The 20,627-nt window shown below is 71.3% G+C and carries 19 protein-coding genes; 16 read left to right on the forward strand and 3 right to left on the reverse strand.

The annotated features are described in order from the left end of the window. Nucleotides 1-39: 39 nt before the first annotated feature. The 13 genes from mftA to HF999_RS17325 all read left to right on the forward strand — a co-directional run bounded on the left by mftA (nucleotide 40) and on the right by HF999_RS17325 (nucleotide 13,662). Nucleotides 40-132: a mycofactocin precursor MftA gene (mftA, locus tag HF999_RS17265; RefSeq protein ID WP_068573665.1), complete on the forward strand. Its 93-nt coding sequence runs from the start codon at nucleotides 40-42 to the stop codon at nucleotides 130-132. After that, nucleotides 132-464 carry a mycofactocin biosynthesis chaperone MftB gene (gene mftB / locus HF999_RS17270; RefSeq protein WP_068573668.1) on the forward strand — a complete coding sequence of 111 codons (333 nt, stop codon included), beginning with the start codon at nucleotides 132-134 and terminating at the stop codon, nucleotides 462-464. Before mftA ends, mftB begins: the two co-directional genes overlap by 1 nt. 4 nt (nucleotides 465-468) lie before the next feature. Further along, nucleotides 469-1,677: a mycofactocin radical SAM maturase gene (gene mftC / locus HF999_RS17275; RefSeq protein ID WP_068573670.1), complete on the forward strand. Its 1,209-nt coding sequence runs from the start codon at nucleotides 469-471 to the stop codon at nucleotides 1,675-1,677. Between the two features lie 25 nt (nucleotides 1,678-1,702). Next, a complete protein-coding gene (gene mftD, locus HF999_RS17280) occupies nucleotides 1,703-2,920 on the forward strand; it encodes a pre-mycofactocin synthase MftD (protein ID WP_068573672.1) in 1,218 nt (405 codons plus the stop codon). Between the two features lie 6 nt (nucleotides 2,921-2,926). Beyond that, nucleotides 2,927-3,652 (forward strand): mycofactocin biosynthesis peptidyl-dipeptidase MftE, encoded by a 726-nt coding sequence (mftE, locus tag HF999_RS17285; protein ID WP_168547088.1) that lies wholly within the window; start codon nucleotides 2,927-2,929, stop codon nucleotides 3,650-3,652. Beyond that, nucleotides 3,649-5,067: a mycofactocin biosynthesis glycosyltransferase MftF gene (gene mftF, locus HF999_RS17290; RefSeq protein WP_168547089.1), complete on the forward strand. Its 1,419-nt coding sequence runs from the start codon at nucleotides 3,649-3,651 to the stop codon at nucleotides 5,065-5,067. Before mftE ends, mftF begins: the two co-directional genes overlap by 4 nt. After that, nucleotides 5,064-6,353 carry a mycofactocin system GMC family oxidoreductase MftG gene (gene mftG / locus HF999_RS17295; protein ID WP_168547090.1) on the forward strand — a complete coding sequence of 430 codons (1,290 nt, stop codon included), beginning with the start codon at nucleotides 5,064-5,066 and terminating at the stop codon, nucleotides 6,351-6,353. Before mftF ends, mftG begins: the two co-directional genes overlap by 4 nt. A gap of 157 nt (nucleotides 6,354-6,510) precedes the next feature. Continuing rightward, on the forward strand, nucleotides 6,511-7,782 hold the full coding sequence (gene mdo / locus HF999_RS17300; protein WP_068573681.1) for an NDMA-dependent methanol dehydrogenase: 1,272 nt from the start codon (nucleotides 6,511-6,513) through the stop codon (nucleotides 7,780-7,782). An 18-nt stretch (nucleotides 7,783-7,800) separates the two neighbouring features. Further along, nucleotides 7,801-8,850, forward strand: coding sequence for a MadB family AAA-type ATPase (locus tag HF999_RS17305; RefSeq protein WP_168547091.1), 1,050 nt, complete (start codon nucleotides 7,801-7,803; stop codon nucleotides 8,848-8,850). Continuing rightward, entirely contained in the window at nucleotides 8,837-10,342 is a 1,506-nt protein-coding gene (gene madC, locus HF999_RS17310; protein WP_168547092.1) for a MadC family VWA domain-containing protein, read from the forward strand. The genes HF999_RS17305 and madC overlap by 14 nt, the downstream gene beginning before the upstream one ends. A 118-nt stretch (nucleotides 10,343-10,460) precedes the next feature. Further along, nucleotides 10,461-11,672, forward strand: coding sequence for an iron-containing alcohol dehydrogenase (locus tag HF999_RS17315; protein ID WP_312854180.1), 1,212 nt, complete (start codon nucleotides 10,461-10,463; stop codon nucleotides 11,670-11,672). Continuing rightward, a complete protein-coding gene (locus HF999_RS17320; protein WP_068573686.1) occupies nucleotides 11,669-13,003 on the forward strand; it encodes a MadS family sensor histidine kinase in 1,335 nt (444 codons plus the stop codon). The genes HF999_RS17315 and HF999_RS17320 overlap by 4 nt, the downstream gene beginning before the upstream one ends. An 11-nt stretch (nucleotides 13,004-13,014) precedes the next feature. Continuing rightward, nucleotides 13,015-13,662 carry a MadR family response regulator transcription factor gene (locus tag HF999_RS17325; RefSeq protein WP_168547094.1) on the forward strand — a complete coding sequence of 216 codons (648 nt, stop codon included), beginning with the start codon at nucleotides 13,015-13,017 and terminating at the stop codon, nucleotides 13,660-13,662. Here the strand turns inward: HF999_RS17325 and mftM are convergent. Beyond that, entirely contained in the window at nucleotides 13,659-14,459 is an 801-nt protein-coding gene (mftM, locus tag HF999_RS17330) for a mycofactocin oligosaccharide methyltransferase MftM (RefSeq protein ID WP_246208002.1), read from the reverse strand. The two genes, HF999_RS17325 and mftM, sit on opposite strands and share 4 nt — an antisense overlap. 206 nt (nucleotides 14,460-14,665) lie before the next feature. On the opposite strand from mftM, the gene HF999_RS17335 reads away from it, so the two are divergent. Further along, on the forward strand, nucleotides 14,666-15,268 hold the full coding sequence (locus HF999_RS17335) for a 3'-5' exoribonuclease domain-containing protein (protein ID WP_312854181.1): 603 nt from the start codon (nucleotides 14,666-14,668) through the stop codon (nucleotides 15,266-15,268). 16 nt (nucleotides 15,269-15,284) lie between these two features. On the opposite strand, the gene HF999_RS17340 is transcribed toward HF999_RS17335, so the two are convergent. After that, nucleotides 15,285-16,820, reverse strand: a complete 1,536-nt coding sequence (locus HF999_RS17340) for an ATP-binding cassette domain-containing protein (RefSeq protein WP_168547096.1) — start codon at nucleotides 16,818-16,820, stop codon at nucleotides 15,285-15,287. A gap of 442 nt (nucleotides 16,821-17,262) precedes the next feature. Between HF999_RS17340 and HF999_RS17345 the strand changes: the two genes are divergently transcribed. Further along, on the forward strand, nucleotides 17,263-18,606 hold the full coding sequence (locus HF999_RS17345; RefSeq protein ID WP_168547097.1) for an ROK family transcriptional regulator: 1,344 nt from the start codon (nucleotides 17,263-17,265) through the stop codon (nucleotides 18,604-18,606). A 4-nt stretch (nucleotides 18,607-18,610) separates the two neighbouring features. Here HF999_RS17345 and HF999_RS17350 read toward each other — a convergent pair whose 3' ends face one another. Continuing rightward, entirely contained in the window at nucleotides 18,611-19,804 is a 1,194-nt protein-coding gene (locus tag HF999_RS17350; RefSeq protein WP_168547098.1) for a DUF7373 family lipoprotein, read from the reverse strand. A 499-nt stretch (nucleotides 19,805-20,303) separates the two neighbouring features. Between HF999_RS17350 and HF999_RS17355 the strand changes: the two genes are divergently transcribed. Continuing rightward, nucleotides 20,304-20,609 (forward strand): hypothetical protein, encoded by a 306-nt coding sequence (locus HF999_RS17355; RefSeq protein WP_168547099.1) that lies wholly within the window; start codon nucleotides 20,304-20,306, stop codon nucleotides 20,607-20,609. Nucleotides 20,610-20,627 lie beyond the last annotated feature (18 nt).

Consider the following 20,627-nt stretch of genomic DNA (forward strand, 5'->3'; position numbering starts at 1 on the left):
ACGGGAACCACAACAATCACGATGAGGAGGTTGGTTCATATGTCCGACAAGGAAACTACGACGCACGACGAGCTCGTGACGGAATCGTTGGTGGAGGAAGTGTCCATCGACGGCATGTGCGGCGTGTACTGATGCCCGTCGCGCACGCGTCGGCTCCCGGCGGCCCTGTGGCCGCCGGGGCTGACGCCCCCTTCGATCCCGATCTGGGCTGGACGATCAACCCGCGCGTCGCGGTGCGGCCCGAGCCCTTCGGTGCGCTGCTCTACCACTTCGGCACCCGGAAGCTGTCCTTCCTCAAGAACCTCGTCGTCGTCGACGTGGTGCAGCGCCTCCATCTGCAGCCGAGCGCCTCAGCAGCGCTCGACGCCGCGGGCGTGGCCGTCGACGATCGCGCACCGTACCTCGATGCGCTCGACGCACTCGCCCGGTCCGGGATGATCATCCCGGCCTTCCCTCAGGAGTGAGACCATGACCACCCTCGAACGGCCCAGCCCCGCCCCGGTCGGGCGACTCGTCGATCAGTTCGAACGCGGACTCGACGCCCCCATCTGCCTCACCTGGGAGCTCACCTACGCCTGCAACCTGGCGTGCGTGCACTGCCTCTCCAGCTCCGGTAAGCGCGATCCGCGTGAGCTGAGCACCGAACAGTGCAAGGCCATCATCGACGAACTGCAGCGCATGCAGGTCTTCTACGTCAACATCGGCGGCGGCGAGCCGACGGTGCGCCCGGACTTCTGGGAGCTCGTCGACTACGCGACCGATCACCAGGTCGGTGTGAAGTTCTCCACCAACGGCCTGCGGATCACGCCCGAGGCGGCGCAGCGGCTCGCCGCGTCCGACTACGTCGACGTGCAGATCTCCCTCGACGGTGCCACCGCCGAGGTCAACGACGCGGTCCGCGGCCCCGGCTCCTTCGCCATGGCGGTCCGAGCCCTGGACAATCTCGCCGCTGCGGGCTTCAAGGACGCCAAGATCAGCGTCGTCATGACCCGCCAGAACGTGGACCAGCTCGACGAGTTCAAGGCCCTGGCCGACCGCTACGGTGCCACCCTGCGGATCACCCGGCTGCGGCCGTCGGGACGCGGCGCCGATGTCTGGGACGATCTGCATCCGCTGCCCGAGCAGCAGCGTCAGCTCTACGACTGGTTGGTGGCGCACGGCGACGGCGTGCTCACCGGCGACTCCTTCTTCCACCTGTCCGCATTCGGCGGCGCCGGCGGTGGCGGAGCCCTGCCCGGACTGAACCTGTGCGGCGCCGGCCGCGTGGTCTGCCTGATCGATCCGGTCGGCGACGTCTACGCCTGCCCGTTCGCGATCCACGAGAACTTCCTCGCGGGCAATGTCACGTCCGACGGCGGCTTCCAGGAGGTCTGGCAGAGTTCGGACCTGTTCCGCTCGCTGCGTGAACCGCAGAGCGCCGGGGCCTGCTCGCAGTGCAGCTTCTTCGACTCCTGCCGCGGTGGCTGCATGGCGGCCAAGTTCTTCACGGGCCTGCCCTTGGACGGGCCGGATCCGGAGTGCGTGCAGGGCTATGGCGAATCGCTGCTCGCCGGGGAGCGCAGCAAGCCCACCGCGAACAAGGACCATTCCCGCGGTGTGCCCCTCACGCTCATGACGCGGCCCCCCAGCCGTAGTTGCGACGAGAACCCCCTGACCGGCCTCACGCCGACCCCCTGAACGATCACACGGAAAGAGCGTTTCCATGGCACTCCTCAGCGACCTGCTGGAGAAGAATCCGTGGCGGCCGAACCCCTGGTTCGAGACCGTCCATGAGGCGCAGCGCCGCGCACAAAAGCGCCTGCCCCGCACCGTCTACTCGTCGCTCGTGGCGGGTACGCAGGGCGGAATCACCCTGACGGACAACACGGCCGCGTTCGACGAGCTGGGCTTCGCCCCGCATGTCGTGGGCGTGGCTCCCGAGCGCAACCTCGCCACCAGGGTCATGGGTCAGGACCTGTCCTTCCCGGTGATGATCTCCCCCACCGGTGTTCAGGCGGTCGACCCGGACGGCGAGGTCGCGGTGGCCCGCGCCGCCGCGGCGCGTGGCACCGCGATGGGCTTGTCCAGCTTCGCCAGCAAGCCGGTCGAGGAGGTGACGGCGGTCAACGGCCAGATCTTCTTCCAGATCTATTGGCTCGGCGATCGTGAGAGCATCCTCAAGCGGGTCCAGCGGGCCAAGGAGGCCGGGTGCAAGGGCCTGATCGTCACCACCGACTGGGTCTTCAACATCGGCCGCGACTGGGGCAGCCCGGAGATCCCCGAGCGCGTCGGCGTGAAGGCCCTCGCCCGGCTCGCCCCGGAGATCGCGGTGCGGCCGCGCTACGCCCTCGACTGGATCCGCGGTGGCAAGATCATCGTGCCCGATCTCAGCGCCCCGAACCTGGTCGACCGCAACGAGAGCGGCCCCACCTTCTTCGGCGCCTACGGCCAGTGGATGAGCACCCCGCCCCCCACGTGGGAGGACCTGCTGTGGCTGCGTGAGCAGTGGGACGGTGAGTTCATGGTCAAGGGGATCTCGCGTCTCGACGACGCGAAGCGCGCCGTCGACATCGGCGCCACCGCCATCTCCGTCTCGAACCACGGTGGCAACAACCTCGACGGCACCCCCGCCACCATCCGCGTGCTCGGCCCGATCGCCGACGCCGTCGGCGATGATCTGGACGTGCTGCTCGACGGCGGGATCCGACGCGGCAGCGACGTGGTCAAGGCGCTCGCCTTCGGCGCCAAGGCCGTCATGATCGGTCGCGCGTACCTCTGGGGCCTGGCCGCCAACGGCCAGGCCGGCGTGGAGAACGTGCTCGATCTGCTACGGATGGGCATCGATTCGACCCTGATGGGGCTGGGCCGCTCCGACATCGACGAGCTCAGCCGCGACGACCTCATCATTCCGCCGGACTTCGAGCGCACCTTCGGCGGCTGAGGCCCGATGAGCCGTCGACTCGCCGACCTGACCTGGCCGGACCTCGTGGACGACCGGCCGGTGCTCGTGGTGCCCATCGGTTCGACCGAGCAGCACGGCCCGCACCTACCGGTCGACACCGACACCCGGATCGCCGTCGCGGTGGCGCGCAGCGCCGTCGCCGCCGCGTCCGACGGTGAGGGCGGGTCGGAACCGACGGACCTCGTGCTGGCGCCCGCCCTGCCCTATGGTGCGTCGGGCGAGCACGAGGGCTTCCCCGGCACGGTGTCGATCGGTCAGGAGGCCCTGCGGCTGGTCCTGATCGAGTTGGCGCGCAGTGCGACTCGATGGGTGGGGCGGATCGCGTTCGTCAACGGGCACGGCGGCAACCTCGAGCCCCTGGTGGCGGCGGTCCGGCTGCTGCGCACCGAGGGACGCGACGTGACCTGGTTCCCGTGCGCCTTCCCCGGCGCCGACGCCCACGCCGGTGCGACCGAGACCTCGGTACTGCTGGCGCTCGAGCCGGACCGCGTGCAGCGCAGCCGGATCGAGCCCGGCACCACCGCGCCGCTGGCCACGATCCTCGACCGGATGCGAAGCGGTGGCGTCGGCGCGGTGTCCCGCAACGGGGTGCTGGGCGACCCGACCGCCGCGACCGCCGAGCTCGGCGGCCGGCTCGTCGAAGCGCTCGGCGCGGACCTGGCGAGGGCTCTGGCGCAGTGGAATCCCGACGAGACCGGACGACTCCGGTGAACGGCCCCGTCGCCCGGGAACTTCCCGACGGCTTCCGCATCCGGCTCGGTCAGGAATGCGCCCGCCGGGGGCGCCACCTGATCGGGGGTTCACCGCTACGGGTGCTGACCCTGTCCCACGCCGCGGCCGCGATGATCGACGCCGGGGGCGTCCTCCGGGTCACCGACGACGGTGCGCGGCAGGTGGCCCGCAGGCTTCTCGACGCGGGGGTCGCCGATCCCGTACCCCCGGAAGCGGGCCCCGCCGCTGACGAGGCGGTGACGGTCGTGATCCCGGTGCGCGGCAATCAGTCCGGGGTCGACCGGCTGTTGCGTGCTCTCCCCGGACTGCCGGTGATCGTCGTCGACGATGCCTCCCCCGAGCCGATCACGGTGCCGGACTCGCCCCTGATCCGGGTGGTGCGCCTGGAGCGCAACGAGGGGCCCGCCGCCGCCCGCAATCACGGTGCGGCCCTGGCGGACACCGAGGTGGTCGCCTTCCTCGACTCCGATACCGTGCCCTGCTCGGGGTGGCTTCGAGACGCGGCTTGGCACTTCGCGGATCCGACGGTGGCCCTGGTCGCCCCCCGGATCGTCGGCCTGAGCCGGCCCGGGCGGTACGCGCCCATCGCCGTCTACGCCAACCGCCACTCCAGCCTCGACATGGGCCCACGGCCGGCCGCCGCGGCGCCGGGGCGGCCCCTCTCGTACGTCCCGTCGGCGGCGCTGCTCGCGCGGCGCGCGGCGCTCGACGCGGTCGGCGGCTTCGACGCGGCGCTGCGCGTGGCCGAGGACGTGGACCTGTGCTGGCGGCTCGCCGCCGCGGGCTGGACGGTGCGGTACGAGCCCGACTCGCGGGTGGCGCACGAGCACCGGAGCGATCTGCGGGAACTACTGGGGCGCCGCCGGTTCTACGGCACCGGCGCTGCGGAACTGGCTCGCCGGCACGGTGGGGCCGCCGCCCCCGTGGTCGCCACTCCGATCGGGATCGCCGCGACCGTCGGACTGCTCTCCCGCACGCGGGCCGGCACCGTCCTCGCGCTCGGCGTGTACCTGTGGATGTTCTCGCGCCTGCGCACGGCGCTGCGCTCAGTGCCCGGGGGAGACGGACTCGCGGCCCGGAACGTGGCCTGTGCCGCGTGGTTCGGGACGCTGCAGGGCTGGTCGTCGATGCTCCGGCACCATTGGCCGATCACCCTCGTGGCGGCCCTCGCGGTACCCCGGTTCCGGCGCCGCCTCCTCGCGGCCGCCGTGGCCGAGGCCGCCGCCACCTGGGTGGCGCAGGTGATCGCGGAACCGGGTGCGCGCCATCCGGATCCCCTGTCCTGGGCGGTGCTGCACAGACTCGACGACCTGGCCTACGGCCTGGGGGTGTGGCAGGGCGTCGCAGCCCGTCGAGACCTTGCGGCGCTGCGTCCGGTGGTCACCCGTCGATGACCGCGCCCGACGTGGTGGTGATCGGCGCGGGGAGCGCCGGCTGCCTCGTCGCGGCGCACCTCGCGCACGATCGGACGCGCAGGGTGCTACTCCTCGAGCGGGGCGCGCTGACCGCAGCCGATCGGCCGACCACCGCACTCACCACGCTGCCGATCCATCCGGGCGCCGGGCGGGTACTGCGTCATCCGGAGTCACGCGGTAGGGACGTGGTGCGCGGCAGCGGAATCGGTGGGTCGTCCGTGGTGAACGGTGGCTATTTCCTACGCGGTCACCGTGACGACTACGCGCCGTGGCCGTGGCGGCTCGGCGAGATCTCGGCGGCCTTCGACCGACTCGAACCACGGATGCGGGCGACGCCCTTCGCGGACGACGAGCTGGGCGAGACCGCCACCGCCTTCGAGGCGTACTGGGGGGCTCGCCTTCCCCGGTCGCCCATCGGCGGCGCGGGGGCGGAGCCGGAGGCCGGGTCCTGGCCGATGGTGGGGCTCAACCGGGTTCGGTCGAATCGTGCGGACGGTCACCGGTGGACCGCGGCCGATGCCTTCCTCGGATCGCCCACCCGCCGCCCGCGACTGGAGCGCGGCGTCGCCCGCGCGCTGACGGCGACGGCAGGAAGGGTGACCGGCGTCCTCACCGACGGTGGCCGGATCGATTGCGGCGAGGTGATCCTCGCCGCCGGCACCCTCGGCTCCGGGGCGCTGCTGGCGCCGCTCCTCGGGCCGCTCGTCACGCAGGAGCATCCGGAGCTGCTGGTGCGGTTCTCCCCGTCCGTGCCGCTGCGCCGCAGCCCGCTGCTGCAGACCGTGCTGCACACCGTCGAGGGGCTCGAGATCCGGTGCTACTCGGACGACTTCGCGAACTACATCGAGGGACTGCCCGCGGGCGGGGTGGCCATCGGGATCGCCGATATGACGCGTCCGACGACCGGCGCGATCCGTCCGCTCGGCGCCGGCGCGGGGGTCGAGCTCGACCTGGGTGATCCGGACGGGACCTCGCGGGCACGCATGGCCGACGGTGCCGCGCAGGTGGTCGAGATGCTCGAATCCGCCGAGTTCGCGCACCTGGTCCGGCCGGGCACCGTCACCGTCGATGCGGTTCCTGGAATGTCCTCGCACGCATGGGGAACCGTGCCGCTCGGGTCCCGCACCGCCGCCGACGGGTCGGTGCACGGAATCGCCGGTCTGCGGGTGGTCGACGGCTCGGTGCTGCCCGGTCCGCTGCGGAGCGGCCCGCACGCGAGCGTGCTCATGACGGCGGGGCTGATCGCGGAGCGCCTGTCCTCCTGACCGTCCAGGGCAGGGCCGGCCCTGCCCGATCGGGTGGGATGCGGTGGTCGACCGTACGGTTGATGCGGCTCCCTGTTCCCGGCGGCGGTTCGGCAGGCCAGAGTGTCTTTGTGAGGCGTATCACAACCCTCTGAACCCCGACTCAAGGAGCCACGTCATGGCCATCGAACTGAACCAGATCTGGGACTTCCCGATCAAGGAGTTCCATCCCTTCCCCCGTGCGCTGATGGGCGTCGGCGCTCACGACATCATCGGCGTGGAGGCGAAGAACCTCGGCTTCAAGCGCGCGCTGCTGGTGACCACCGGACTGCGCGGCTCCGGCATCATCGAGGAGCTCATCGGCAAGATCGAGTACCAGGGCGTCGAGGTGGTCCTGTTCGACAAGGTCGAGTCGAACCCCAAGGACTACAACGTCATGGAGGCCGCGGCGACCTACCAGCGGGAGAAGTGCGACAGCATCATCTCCGTGGGTGGCGGCTCGAGCCACGACGCCGCCAAGGGCGCCCGCGTGGTGATCGCTCACGACGGCCGCAACATCAACGAGTTCGAGGGCTTCGCCAAGTCGACGAACCGGGAGAACCCGCCCCACATCGCCGTCTCGACCACCGCCGGTACCGGCTCCGAGACCTCCTGGGCGTATGTCATCACCGACACCTCCGACATGGAGAAGCCGCACAAGTGGGTGGCCTTCGACGAGGCCTCCATCGTGACGCTCGCCATCGACGATCCGCTGCTGTACTACACCTGCCCCCAGCACTTCACCGCGTACTGCGGCTTCGACGTGCTCGCCCACGGCAGTGAGCCCTTCGTCTCCCGCCTGGACTTCGCCCCGTCGCTGGGCAACGCCCTGTACTCGATCGAGCTCGTCGCGAAGAACCTGCGCGAGGCCACCTTCGAGCCGCGCAACCTCAAGGCTCGCGAGGGGATGATGAACGCGCAGTACATCTCCGCGCAGGCGTTCAACTCGGGTGGCCTGGGCATCGTGCACTCGATCTCGCACGCGGTGTCGGCGTTCTTCGACAGCCACCACGGCCTCAACAACGCCATCGCGCTGCCCCGCGTGTGGGAGTACAACCTGCCCTCGCGCTACGAGCGCTACGCGCAGATCGCCACCGCCATGGGCGTGGACACGCGCAACATGACCACGGTGCAGGCCGCCGATGCCGCCGTCGAGGCCGCGATCCGACTCGCGAAGGATGTCGGCATTCCCGACAACTTCGGCGAGATCCGCACGGACTCGTACGAGAAGAACCAGATGAACACGAAGAAGTACGCCGGCCGCGGCGAGCGGATCCCCGGTGACGACAAGACCATCCTGGCGATCTCCGAGCACATCCAGGACGACTGGTGCACGCCGGGCAACCCGCGCGAGGTGACGGTCGCGTCGATGCTGCCGGTCGTCGACCACGCCATCAACGGCAAGTACTGACCGAGGAGTAGAGGAGAGATGACTACCGTGGCCACCGAACGGACGAACACACCGCAATTCGCGGACGGTGCCGCCCTGCGCGACGCCCTCCGCGGGAGCGACTACATCGCGGACGACGACCTGGCCACGGTGGTCCATCTCGCAACGGTGCTCGACCGCCCGTTGCTCCTGGAGGGGCCGGCGGGCGTCGGGAAGACGGAGCTGGCCAAGACTCTGGCGGAGGTATCGGGGCGGCGGCTGATCCGGCTGCAGTGCCACGAGGGACTCGACGACAGCCGGGCCCTGTACGAGTGGGACTACGCCCGCCAGCTCCTGCACGTGCAGATGCTGCGGGACCGGATCGGTGTCGAACTCGCGGACTTCGACACCCTCGCCGAGGCCTCCGCCCACCTGGCGACGCAGGATTTCGGCCTGTACTCCGAGGCCTTCCTCGCCGCCCGGCCGCTGCTCGCCGCGATCCTCTCCGAGGAGCCGGTGGTGCTGCTGGTCGACGAGGTGGACCGTACCGAGGAGTCGATGGAGGCCCTGCTGCTCGAGGTGCTCGCGGAGAACCAGGTGACGGTTCCCGAGGTGGGAACCTTCACCGCCCGCACTCGGCCGTGGGTCATCCTGACCTCCAACGACACCCGTGAGTTGAGCGCCGCCCTCAAGAGGCGGTGCCTGCACTACCACCTGGGCTACCCCAGTCCGGAACGCGAGCGGGAGATCGTGGGCGCCCGGGCACCCGAGGTCGAGTCCGCGGCGGTCGCGGAGGTGGTGGAGCTCGCGGGCCACCTGCGCACGCTTCCGCTGCGCAAGAGCCCGTCGACCTCGGAGGTGATCGACGCGGCGCGGATCGCGGCCGTGCTCGCGGCCACGGGGCGCAGCACCGCCGACTCGTCGGAGCTGCTGTACGCGGCGCTGCTCAAGTACTCCTCCGATGTCGACCTCGTCCACGGCCGCGGGGGTACGGCGCGGGCGCCGGAGGACGACCGCGCCGTACCCCGCCCGACGGTGGCCGCGAGCCCGGCCAACACCACCACCAATGTCTTCCGGGGACACGGCGGTAAGGGCCATGGGCGGAGCTGAGCTCCCGCGTACCGGTGGGGCCGGCGTCCTCGACGTGGTCGCCGCGGCCTTCGGCATGCTCCTGCGGGTGCACGGCGTGAGCGCCTCGCCGGCGGAGGTGATCGAGGTGCGCCGGGTGCTGGGAATGCTCGGTGCGCGCGACAAGCCCCGGCTCGCCGCGGGACTGCGCGCGACCTGCGTGAAGTACTCCCATGAGAACGCCGGGTTCGACAGCGCGTTCGCCGCGCTCTTCGACAGCGTCGCCGGACCTGCCGAGGACGAGGAGCGCGACCCGGCGCGCGCGGGGCTCACCGGTGCCCTGCCCGAGGACCTGGAGCTCGCGGAGGACGCGGAACTGGGCCGCTACGCCGACTACAACGAGCGCGCCGCCGAGGTCGGCGAACTGTTCGACACGCCGGCCGCGGAGAAGGGCTTCAACCCGCACAAGGACGACGACGACTTCTCCGTCACGGCCGCCGACGAGAGCCTGTCGGTCAACGGCTCCGACGACAGCGGACGGCGCGGGGTGAGCTACACCCTGGACGTCGACCGCGCGGGCGCCTCCGAGGTCGGCGGCCTGTCCGACGGTGCCACCGTCTCCGCCTCGGGGACGCTCACGTGGGACGATCCCGCGTCGATCCTGGCCTGGCTCGACGCCTACGACCCGAACAGCCTCTACTCCGACAGCGGCGCCGAGGAACTGACCCAGGCGCAGGCCGAGCGGCTCGCCGCCGCGCTCGCGGCCTTCGTCGGTGCGCTCGCCGAGGTCGGCACCCCGGCACCCGGCGCGCCGGGCAGCGCGGAGTCCCGCTCGCATGCGGAGCTGGAGCTGGCTGTGCACGAGGTCCTGCGCCGGATGCGCGGGGCACCGCGGGAACGGGTGCGCTATCACGGGCACGGTCGGCTGGACATGCGCGCCACCTCGCGCGCGGCCCTGGGCACCGACGGGGTGCCCTTCCGGCTGGCGACCCGGGTGCCGCGGCCCGATCGGCTGCGGGTGCTGATCCTGGCCGATGTCTCGTTGTCCGTGCGGCCGGTCACCGCCTTCGCCCTGCGCATGGCGCAGGCGATCCGGCGCCGCACCAGTCGGTGCGAGGTGTTCGCGTTCGTCGACCATCCCGTCGACGTGACCGACGCGCTGCTCGCCGGGACCGGGGACGAGGCCCTGGCCCGTGTGCTCGCCGATCCCGAGATCGATCTGGAGGCGTCGAGCGACTACGGGCAGGTGTTCTCCGAGCTCCTCGCAGCGCCCACGGCACTGGGCAAGCGGACCTCGGTGCTCATCGTCGGCGACGGCCGCTCGGGCGGTCGGCCCGACGGTGCCGAGGACCTCGCCGAGCTGCGCCGGCGCGTGCACCGTCTGGCCTGGGTCACCCCGGAATCCGAGCGGTACTGGGCCCAGGCCACCTGCGCGATGACGCAGTACCGCGAACACTGCGACGGTGTGGTGGTCGCCCGCGACGCCGATCAGCTGATCGAGCGCGCCCGCGACCTCGGCAACGCACTTCGGTGAGGCCCGCACGAGCGGGTGCCTGCCTGATCGGGCAGGTGCCCGCCCGGGCCGACGGGCAGCCCTGAAACTCCTCCGTGCTTGTAGCATGGGTCGCAACGTTCTCGTTGAGGAGCAGCCCGTGACATACCTCGACAGCCGCACGTCCGGCGACCGCTCCGTGCCGCTGATCGGCCGCGAGGTCCCGCGCACCGTGAAGTTCCACGCTCCCGAGATCGTCTTCGGCGTCGGCGCGCTCGGTGAGGCGGCGCACGCGGCCGCCCGGTTGGGGGCCGTGCGACCGCTCCTGGTCACCGACCCCGGCCTGATCGAAGCGGGTTGGGTGGCCGAACTCGCCGAGCACCTGAGCGAGGCCGGCCTGCGTCCGCACGTGTTCAGCGAGGTCACGCCGAACCCCAAGGACCACGAGGTGGCCGCTGGCTTCGAGCAGTACGCCGCCGAGCGGTGCGATGTGATCATCGGGATCGGCGGGGGCTCGGCGATGGACGCGGCGAAGGGCGTCGCCATCCTGGCCAGTAACGGGGGCGACATCCTCGACTACATCGGCGTCGACCGGGTGACCCGCCCGATACCGCCGACGGTGATGGTGCCCACTACCGCGGGCACCGGCGCGGACGTCTCCCAGTTCTGCATCGTCACCGATACCGCGCGGGCCGTGAAGGTGACCATCCTCGGCCGGACCCTGGTCCCGGACGTCACCGTGATCGACCCGCGACTGCTCACCACCATGCCGCGGTGGCTCGCCGCCGCCAGTGGGCTCGATGCGCTCACCCACGGGGTCGAGGCGTACGTCTCGCTCGCGCACAACCCGCTCACCGACCACCACGCGTTGCGCGCCGTCGGCCTGGTCTCCGAGTCGCTCGCGGAGAGCATGGCGCACCCCACCCGCATGTCCGACCGGCTCGTCATGGCCCAGGCCAGCCTGGAGGCGGGCATGGCCTTCACCAATGCCATCCTCGGTGCGGCGCATGCGATGAGTCATCAGGTCGGTGGGCTGCTGGACAAGCCGCACGGCGTGATCAACGGCATCCTGCTGCCGCACGTGATCCGGTTCAACGCCGAGATCGACCCCCACCCGTACGTCGCGATCGCCGCCGGAATGGGGTTGCCCGAGCAACACGCGCCGGCCGCTGAGGCGGCGGCAGCCGTCGCCGACCGCGTCGAGGCGCTCGCCCGTGAGGTCGGCGGGCCCCGCGGCCTGTCCGAGCTGGGGGTCCCCGAGGAGGTCCTGCCGCGCCTGGCGGCGCAGAGCCTGCGGGACTCGTGCATGGCCACCAACCCGCGGTCGGCCACCGTCGACGAGATGACCGCGCTGTTCCGGGCGGCGATGTGACCGCGGAATCGGACCTGGCCGCGCTCACCGGACTCCGGTCGGGCAAGAGCTCCTTCTACCCGCAGTACCGCGGGGCGCAGGAGCGGGCCGAGCGGGTCCTGCACGCCCTGGACCTGATCGCCGGTGCGCTGGTGCGCACGGTCGACGGTCCGGAGACGGTGGTCAGCTCCGCTGCGCAGGCCGCCCGCGAACACCTGCAGGCCGACTGGGTGGTCTTCGCGCTCACCGAGGGCAGCCTCGCCGCGGCCGGCCTGCGGCGCTTGGTACTGGGTCCGGACGGCATCCCGTTCCTGGTGGGCCGGGTGACGGGGCCGCCGCTGCCCTACGAGGTGACCGAATGCCTCGAGCGGATCCGCAACGCGGACACGGTGACCGGGGAGTCGGTGCTGCAGGGCCGGCACGCGTACGTTCCGCTGGTGCTCGACGGCACGGTGGTCGGGGCGATCGCCGCCTGGACCCCGGTGGGGCGTGAGCTCGACGGGACCGATGCCGCGGTCCTGAACATCCTGGCCAGTCAGACGGCCGTGGCACTGCACAACGCCTCGCTGTACGAGGGCATCACCACGCTGCTCGATCGGTCCGAGCAGGCCCACGCGCAGCTGCGCCGCACGGCCGCGGACCTCGCGGTGCGCAACGCCGAGCTCACGGGGATGCAACGCGAACTCGGGGCGGTGCAACGGCACCGTGCGCTCGACGACGAGCGGCACCGGATCGCCCGGGAGCTGCACGACAGTGTGACCCAGGCGGTGCTGTCGGCGGGCATGCAGATCGAGGTGTGTCGCAGTGAGATCCCCGACGCCGAGCGCGCCGAGCGGCTGGATCTGGCGAAGGAGATGACCCGCCGGGCCGTGGAGCAGTTGCGCTCCGCCATCTACACCCTCAACAACAGCTCGGACCGGCACACGGACGGACTGCCCGAGATGCTGCGCCAGCTGGGCGTGGTGCACGAACCGGACGAGCTGAAGGTCGCCGTACGGGTGCGGGGCGAGATCAGGGAGCTGTCGGCGGCGGTCGAGCACGCGCTGCTGCGGATCGCGGGCGAGGCCCTGTTCAACGTGGCCGTGCACGCGGGCGCCGAGCGCGCCACGGTGACGCTGCGCTACGGAAGCGGGCACGTCGACCTCGCGGTGGACGACGACGGTGCCGGCGACCCCGCCGTGCTCCGGGAGCGGTTGCGCACGAGCCTCGGGCGGGACGTCGATGGGCACGGCCGGGGGCTGGCGAACATGGCCGATCGGGCGGCGGAATGCGGCGGGAGCCTTGCCATCCGGCGCTCGCGGCTGCACGGGATCCGCATCCAGGTGACACTGCCGGTCGAGGAGGCCTCGTGAATGGGGAAACGATGAGGACATCCGTCGACTCGCGCATCGTGCTGGTGGACGATCACGCGATCCTCCGGCAGGGGCTGCGTTCGATCCTCGAACGCGAACCCGATCTGGAGGTGGTGGGCGAGGCCGCCACCCCGGCCGAGGCCCGGGTGGTGGCGGACTCGATCCGCCCGAACGTGATGGTGATCGATCTCAAGCTCTCGGGCGGATCCGAGCTGGAGGGCCTCTCGCTCTGTCGGGAGCTCTCGGCGGCGCACCCCGAGATCGGGCTGCTGGTGCTCACCACCTTCCTGGACGAGCGGCTGGTGGTCGAGGCGGTGCACGCCGGTGCACGCGGCTACGTGGTCAAGGACGTCGACACCCGGGAGTTGGTGAGCGCCATCCGGTCCGTGACCCGCGGACAGAGCGCCTTCGACTCCCGCACCGCCGTCGCGGTGGTGCAGACCCTGGCGAACGGGCGGCCGACCGACGACGAACTCACCGCTCGGGAGCTCGAGGTACTGCGGCTGCTGGCGAAGGGCAACTCCAACAACGGGATCGGGGAGCAACTCTTCATCTCCCCGACGACGGTGAAGTTCCACGTGAGCAACGTGCTGCGCAAGCTGGGCGTCAGTCGTCGCGCCGAGGCGGCCTACGAGGCGAGCAAGCGGGGCATCATCTAGAGGTCGACCACGAGCCACGCGCCGTGGTGTTCGAAGCTGCGGCAACGCAGTCCACGGTCCGCGACCAGATCGTGCAGGCCGTCCACAGTGAACGTGCGCACGTGCCCGTAGCGCGTGTCCGGCTCCTCCTCGATCGGGACCGCGATGATCACCCGTTCGCGGGCCAGGCGCAGGGCCTCGTCGAGCACGGCGGCACCGGCCTCCGGTGGCACGTGCTCGAGTAGGTGCAGGGCGGAGACGGTGTCCGCGTAGCGGTCCGGCAGCCCGGTGTTCGTCGCGTCGGCCACGCGGGTGGACAACGGGATCTCGATCTCCCGCGCGACGGTGTCGAGGAGCGTCATGGTCCCGGCGCACAGATCGGTGGCCGTCACCCGCATCCCGGATCGCGCTGCCCGCAGCGCGAAGAATCCGAAGCAACTCCCGAGGTCCAGCAGCGAATCCCCCACCAGGAGTTCAGCGGCGGTCGCGTGCACCGGCGCGAAGTCGGCGACACCGGACTCCAGGTCGGCCATGGAATTGCGGTAGTACTCGACCCACGCTCGGGTCGCGCCGGGAACGGTGGTGCGGACCACGCCGACCAGCATGCGCTCGAACTCCTCGACCGCGCACGGCCCGGCCTCCGCGGCGATCCGCAGCGCCAGGGAGTCCCGCAGGTCCTTCGGGGCGAGACGGTGCTGCACGGCCCAGCCGCGCCCGTCGCGACGGACCGAGAGGGGCCGGCCGCGTCGGACGCGGGAGACGTGGACCCCGCCGTCCGACCACCGGTGGCCCGAACCCGCTGCGAGAGCATCGATCATGCTCATCGACTCTATGGACGCCGGGGGCCGGCCGGATCCGCCGGACGGGCGGGTCCTGACCACCCGATCGGACGGGTACCCGAGGACTCGGGGGCCGTTGACCAGCGTTGATGTGGACGGTGGTGCTGGCAGCGAGGAGCTCGCCTGTGACAAGATGCTGGACATGATCGATACCTGGCACGCCCGGTCGCGTTGCACCGTGACCCGTGACGTCGCCCGATAGGGCGCGACGGTTGCAGCGCTTCCGTCGACGGGCCGGGCGGGCGGAGCGCCCGCATGCCGAGGACCGGGACTCCCGCCGCGACAGCCGGTACTTCTACGACACCGAATTCCACTGGGACGGTGTGAGTATCCGGCTGGTATCGATCGCCGTGGTGTCCGACACCGGCCGCGAGTTCTACGAGCACTCCGACCAGTACGACCGGGAGCGGGCGGCCGCCGACCCCTTTCTGGCCGAGCACGTGCTACCGGCCGTCGCAGGGATGCCGCGTCGCAGCGATGCCGAACTGCGCGCACGCCTGGACGAGTTCCTCGTGCCGCGCCCCGCGGTGCTCTGGGCGGATTTCGGCGCGTGGGATCAGGTGGCGCTCATGCAGATCTGGGGCGCCATGGCGCAGCAGCCGAGGTGGCTGCCGATGAGCACGCGCAATGTGCGGGAGTACGCCCTCCTGCTCGGTCAACGGCTCCCCGGCTACCCGGCACGACGACACGACGCCCTGGTGGACGCGCGCCATGTGAGAAGGATGTTTCACCTCATCGAGGGTCGCCTCGACGAGGTGGAGGAGGCGGCCCGCAGGGGCGGTTCCTGAGCCCTCCCGGCGACCTTCAGCGCCCGATCTCGACCTCGCGAGTCAGGTCCAGTAGGTCCAGGAAGGCCCGGTCGTGCGAGACGATCACGAGCGCGCCCTCCCACGCCCGCAGCGCCTCCACGAGCAGCTCCACCGACGGCACGTCGAGGTTGTTCGTGGGCTCGTCCAGCGCCAGCAGCGAGGGTGCCGGGTCCCCGAGCAGCGCGATCGCCAGCGCGAGTCGAAGCCGCTCGCCCCCGCTGAGCGTGTTCACGATCCGCTCCGACTGCCGGCCGCGGAACAGCATCCGGGCCAGTGCGGCGTGCGCGTGCTGCGCATCGAGGTCGGGGTGCGCGTCCCGGACGGCGTCGAGCGCAGAGCCTTCCTCGGCGGCGCCGAACCGCACGTCCTGGGGGACGTAGCCGATCACCGTCGGGCTATCGGCGTCGCGCGCGGCGGCGACGGCGCGGCGCAGCACCGTCGTCTTCCCCGCCCCGTTGGGCCCGACCAGCGCGACCCGCTCCGGCCCGATGACCTGCAGCGGACCGTCGGAGAGCTGAGTGCGGTGCAGGCCCGGACCCGGCTCCGGCATGGAGATCCGGACGGCGCGGTCGTCGCGAACGCCGTCCTGGGCCGCGTCGAGGGCGTCGCGGGCGGAGTCCACCCGGCCCTCGTGCAGGACGCGGTGCTTGCCCGCCGACACCTCCGCCTTCTGTTTGAGCAGGCCCGCGAGGATCGGCGGCACCCGCTTCTCGGCCTCGGCCCTGTCGGCGTAGCGCTTGCGGCGATCCAGCTTGGTCCGCGCCTCGACTAGGTCGCGCTGCTGGGCCTTGAGGTCGCCCTTGGCCGTGGTCACGGCCTGTTCCGCGGCCGCCTGCTCGGCGTCGAGCACCTCGCGGTAGTGCGAGTAGGGCCCGCCGAACACCCGCACCGATCCCCGGTACAGCTCGACGGTGCTGTCCATGGTCTCGAGCAGCGTGAGGTCGTGGCTGACCACGACCGCGGTCCCGCGGAACCGGTCGAGCGCGTCGGTGAGCAGGCCGCGGGCGCGCTGGTCGAGGTTGTTGGTCGGCTCGTCGAGGAGGAGCGTGTCGGGGCGGCGCAGCAGCTGCCCGGCGATGGCCAGGAGGGTGGCCTCGCCGCCGGACAGCGTCCCGACGGTGCGCTCCAGGGTGCCCAGTCGCAGGCCCAGGCCGTCGAGGACGGCGGTCGCGCGCTCGACGACGTCCCAGTCGTCGCCGACGGTGTCGAAGTCCTCCGGGCGGCTCGAGCCGTCCTCGATGCGGCGGAGCGCGGCGACGGTGCCGCCGATGCCGAGCGCGTCGGCGAGCGTGTCCTCCGGTCGTGCCTGCGGGTGCTGGGGCACGTATCCGACGACCCCGGTGCCGGTCACGGAACCGGCGGTCGGGGTGATCCGACCTGCGAGGACGCGCAGCATCGTGCTCTTCCCGGCGCCGTTGGCTCCGACCAGGGCGGCGTGGCCGGCGGGGATGGTGAAGCTGAGGTCGTCGAAGACCATCGTGCCGTCGGGCCAGCGCAGGGAGAGTGCGGAGACGGCGAGAGAGGTAGCCATGAATGCTCCTTGAGGTCCATCGGGGCGCAGCACGGCCGGTGCGGCGGGTGCGCGAGGAACAGGTCCGGGGACGTCTCAGGAGAGCATGGGATCGAGTCTAGACAATGGTGTGTGTGCTTCGCATCCTGTTTTTCGTGACCCCACGGATGTGATCTGCGTCCCATTGGCGACCGTGGCGCTTGTGCGGCGTGAGGTGAGCGGTGCTAGGTTCATGTCATGTCTGGGAGTCTTGAGGCCCATCTGCGCGTCGGTTATGAGACCGTCGCGCTGGGTTGCCGTCTCCCCATGGTTCGCGTGCACTGTCGAATGTGTTGCTGCTGAGCGTTTCCGCTCGCACCCCCTCCGGCCCGTCGATCGGGCCGAGCCTTTCGACAATTCCATCTTCACGTCTGCGTCCCGGGTGAACCCGGAGGTCGCGGCGTACGCACACCTTCGAGGAACCATGACCGTCATCGATTTTCATGCCGACCTGCCCGCCTCTGCCTCCGCTTCGACCCGCACCGCGCCGGCGCGCACCGCACAGGTCCGCCCGGCGGCGGCCCGCACGACCCGGCCCCGCAACCCCCTCGCCCGTCCGGCCGGGGCCGAGCGGCCGGCGCGGCCGGCCGCCCCCGCTCGCGTCTTCGCCCCGCAGCTGCGGGTTTCGGAGAAGCCGGCCGCCGCCGTGCTGCGCGTGATCCGGCGCGGCGGCCTCGTGCTGCGCGACGAGATCGCCCGCGAGACGCAGCTCTCCGCCGCCACCGTGAACCGTCAGGTCACCGCGCTCATCGAGGCCGGCCTGGTGCGGGAACGCGCCGACCGCGCCGCGAGCGGCGTCGTCGGCCGCCCGCGCCTCCCGCTCGAGGTGGATCCGAACGGCCCGCTCGCGCTGGGCATCCACATCGGGTTCCGGGTGAGCACGGTGACGATGCACGATGTCGCGGGCAAGGTCGTCGGCGCCATTCAGATTCCGACGCCCGAGAGCGGCGAGCCGGGTGAGGTGCTGTCGGTGATCGCCACGAGCGCTCGGCGGTTCCTCGCTCGTTGGGACGGCCGTACCGTTCTCGGCGCTGGTATCGCGATCGGCGGTCGCGTCGACGATCGCGGCGTCGTCGCCGACCATCCGCGCCTCGGATGGAAGGATGTCGCACTGGGAGAGCGTCTTTCGGGCGCCATCGGCCTGCCGGTGACGGTGGCCCCGCACGTCGAGGCGATGGCCGCCGCCGAGCTGCACCTCTCGGAGGACTACGAGTCGCAGGGGTCGACCCTGTACGTCTACGGCCGCGAGACGGTCGGCGTGGCGCTGGCGCTGCACGGCGCGGTGCACTCGCCGAAGTCCGGTCCGCACACCATCGGCCACCTGCCGACCCGCGACGTCGTGCTGCTCGACCCGCACCGCACCGGCCGGCTCGAGGACGCCGTCACCGACACCGCAGTGGTCGATGCCGCACGGGCGCAGAAGCTTCCGGTGCGCACCATCGCCGATCTGCACAAGCTCGCGGACGCCGGTGATGCGACGGCGCGGGCGATCGTCGCCGAACGAGGCCGCGTCCTGGGTGAGGCGGCGGCTCTGGTCGCGGACATCTTCAACCCCGACCGCCTGATCCTGGGCGGCCAGGCGTTCACCGACCACACCGCGATCCTGCCGCACGTCTCGGCCGCGCTGAAGGCCACCTCGGCCGAGCCCGGCCGGGCGGTGCGGGTCAGTGGGGCGGGCGGTCGCGTCCAGCAGCAGGCCGCTGGCGCCGCCGCGCTCGACGGCGTCTACACGGATCCGCTGGGCGCTGTCGCGCGCGTGACGGCGTAGCCCGCTACTTCGCGTCCTTGGCCATGAGGTAGCTCGCCGCGGCCTGCTGGTGCGCCTGGGTCAGCGTGCCCACGGCACCGGTGTTGAGGTAGTACCGGCCGACGGCGAGGACGCACTGGTACGCCTTGCGCGGCGCGCCGTTGGCGCTGGTGGTGAACGAACTGCAGCGCGACCCGGCCAGTCCGGGAGGCGCGGCCTCCGCCACCTCGGTCCCGTCGGAGCCGCCCTCGCCGTCGCGCATCGCGTCGAGGAGGTAGCGGGCACTGGCTGCGCTCCGGGTCCGGAAGACCGTCGACCCCGCGGACCCGATGAGGTCGACCCCCGCTCGTTCGTAGAGCCGGGACCGGGGCGTCCACTGACCCGTCGTGACGTTGAGCCACGCACGGGTCGACATGTACGCGAGCGCGGGTTGCGTGCCGTCCGCGACGCGCACCGCGTCGGGAATGGTCAGGGACATGATCCCGTCCCGGTCCGGGGGCAGCGCCAGCAACTGCTCGACGGTGGTCGTGACTCCTGCGAGCTCGCGGGTCTGGCGGTCGAGCCAGCGGCCGGCGAGTGAGACCGCCCGCTCGTCGGGGACGGACTTGAAGCCGACGCCGAGAAGGTAGTCCTGGTGGGGCTGCCACCACATGGTCGGAAGATCGGTGGCGGCGTTCTCGGGCCCGCGGAACGAGCCGGGGCGCCCGGGAAGTTCCTGGTCGGCCTCCTTCCGGAGCGCGCGCAGCGCCGCCCCGGCCGCGGTGGCGGTGGCCGCGGTGCGATAGCGGATGACGTAGGTGGTCATGGACGCGGTGTCGGCCGAGGCGGTCCCTGCGGTCTGCCGGGCCGAGACCGCCCCGCCGACGAGGCCGTCGGTCTGGGCGAGCGCGGTCGACTGCGGCATACCGAAGGCCACCGCGAGACTGACCTGCGACGCGAGCACCGGAACCCGCGAGGCCCCCGCCCAGTCGAATGCGGCATCGACGTCAGCGGGGGAGATGAGGTACCCGGCGAGCTCGTAGCTGCTCTGGACACGTCGGTCGTTCGGGTCGGTCCGCTCGGGAACCGGGCGCGGGCTCGTCGGGTAGCCGCCCGTGTCGAGCCGGACGGCCGCGCTCGGATCGGGATGTGCGGTTCCGGCTACCGTCGACGAGCACCCGGTGACCGCGAGGACGGTCGCCGTGCCCACGCCGATGAGTGCGCCTCGAATTCCCCTCATGGTGGACAGCATGGCACGGGCGAGAGCCGTGTCCGCCACAGCGTCGTGGGCCGCTCGTTCGCGTAGGTGCACTTTCCGAAATGATTGCCAGTGTGAATTTCACCGCGCTCGGTGCGGTGCGAAACAAAAGAGAGTTCGCATGCGTGGGCGGGGCGTTCGTCCTTGCGCGATAGATTTCGGGAAAGGTCTTTTCCGACAGTGCTTTACCGCGAGTGTCGGGCGGCGTCGATTCTCGCCGGCCGCCGACGCTCGGGTGAAATTGCGAAGGTTGCCGTGGGTTGGGTCGGGGTGGGCGGTCGCCCGCTCGGTCGACCGGCACGCATTGTCCGACAACCGGCATTGTCGCGGACCGCGGTGCTAGCTCTGACCAGGTAATCTTGCGGTAGCAAAAGTGATAGTTCAGAAAAGTGCAGTCGCAATGCGGATGGTACATTCTTTTGCGACAACGAATTCAGGCGGCGCGTCAGTGCCGCCTGTGCTGGCAGGACAGGAGGGTGGCATGGGGTCTGAACAGGACGACGATGCGAACCTCGGCCAGAGCGCCGGCGCACGCGCGATCGAAGCGCGCGCGGCCATCGCGACGGCTCAGTTGCGGTCGACCGTGAAGTCGATCAGTTCCGCCGTGGGCTCCACCAGTGCACACGGAGAACGGATCGTCGAGACCATCGACGACCTCATCGACGATGTCGTACCCGAGCTCGAGGCCGCTGAGGCGCTGATCGCCGCGCAGTCGCCGGGCCGCGGCACGGCGCCGCGCTCGTCGGTGTGGGTGTCCGCCCAGCAGAAGGTCGGTTCTCCCTCGTGAGCACCCGGTTCGCTGCGG

It is taken from the genome of Tsukamurella spumae, from assembly GCF_012396015.1.
Lineage (GTDB): Bacteria > Actinomycetota > Actinomycetes > Mycobacteriales > Mycobacteriaceae > Tsukamurella > Tsukamurella spumae.

Bases quoted from the DNA above. Each gene is read 5' to 3' on its own strand.
- madC (WP_168547092.1), top strand. From the start codon at position 8,837: ATGGGCGGAGCTGAGCTCCCGCGTACCGGTGGGGCCGGCGTCCTCGAC.
- HF999_RS17345 (WP_168547097.1), top strand. From the start codon at position 17,263: ATGACCGTCATCGATTTTCATGCCGACCTGCCCGCCTCTGCCTCCGCT.
- HF999_RS17305 (WP_168547091.1), top strand. From the start codon at position 7,801: ATGACTACCGTGGCCACCGAACGGACGAACACACCGCAATTCGCGGAC.
- HF999_RS17355 (WP_168547099.1), top strand. From the start codon at position 20,304: ATGGGGTCTGAACAGGACGACGATGCGAACCTCGGCCAGAGCGCCGGC.
- mftA (WP_068573665.1), top strand. From the start codon at position 40: ATGTCCGACAAGGAAACTACGACGCACGACGAGCTCGTGACGGAATCG.
- mftD (WP_068573672.1), top strand. From the start codon at position 1,703: ATGGCACTCCTCAGCGACCTGCTGGAGAAGAATCCGTGGCGGCCGAAC.
- mftC (WP_068573670.1), top strand. From the start codon at position 469: ATGACCACCCTCGAACGGCCCAGCCCCGCCCCGGTCGGGCGACTCGTC.
- HF999_RS17325 (WP_168547094.1), top strand. From the start codon at position 13,015: ATGAGGACATCCGTCGACTCGCGCATCGTGCTGGTGGACGATCACGCG.
- mftM (WP_246208002.1), bottom strand. From the start codon at position 14,459: ATGATCGATGCTCTCGCAGCGGGTTCGGGCCACCGGTGGTCGGACGGC.
- mftB (WP_068573668.1), top strand. From the start codon at position 132: ATGCCCGTCGCGCACGCGTCGGCTCCCGGCGGCCCTGTGGCCGCCGGG.
- mftE (WP_168547088.1), top strand. From the start codon at position 2,927: ATGAGCCGTCGACTCGCCGACCTGACCTGGCCGGACCTCGTGGACGAC.
- HF999_RS17340 (WP_168547096.1), bottom strand. From the start codon at position 16,820: ATGGCTACCTCTCTCGCCGTCTCCGCACTCTCCCTGCGCTGGCCCGAC.
- mdo (WP_068573681.1), top strand. From the start codon at position 6,511: ATGGCCATCGAACTGAACCAGATCTGGGACTTCCCGATCAAGGAGTTC.
- mftG (WP_168547090.1), top strand. From the start codon at position 5,064: ATGACCGCGCCCGACGTGGTGGTGATCGGCGCGGGGAGCGCCGGCTGC.
- HF999_RS17350 (WP_168547098.1), bottom strand. From the start codon at position 19,804: ATGAGGGGAATTCGAGGCGCACTCATCGGCGTGGGCACGGCGACCGTC.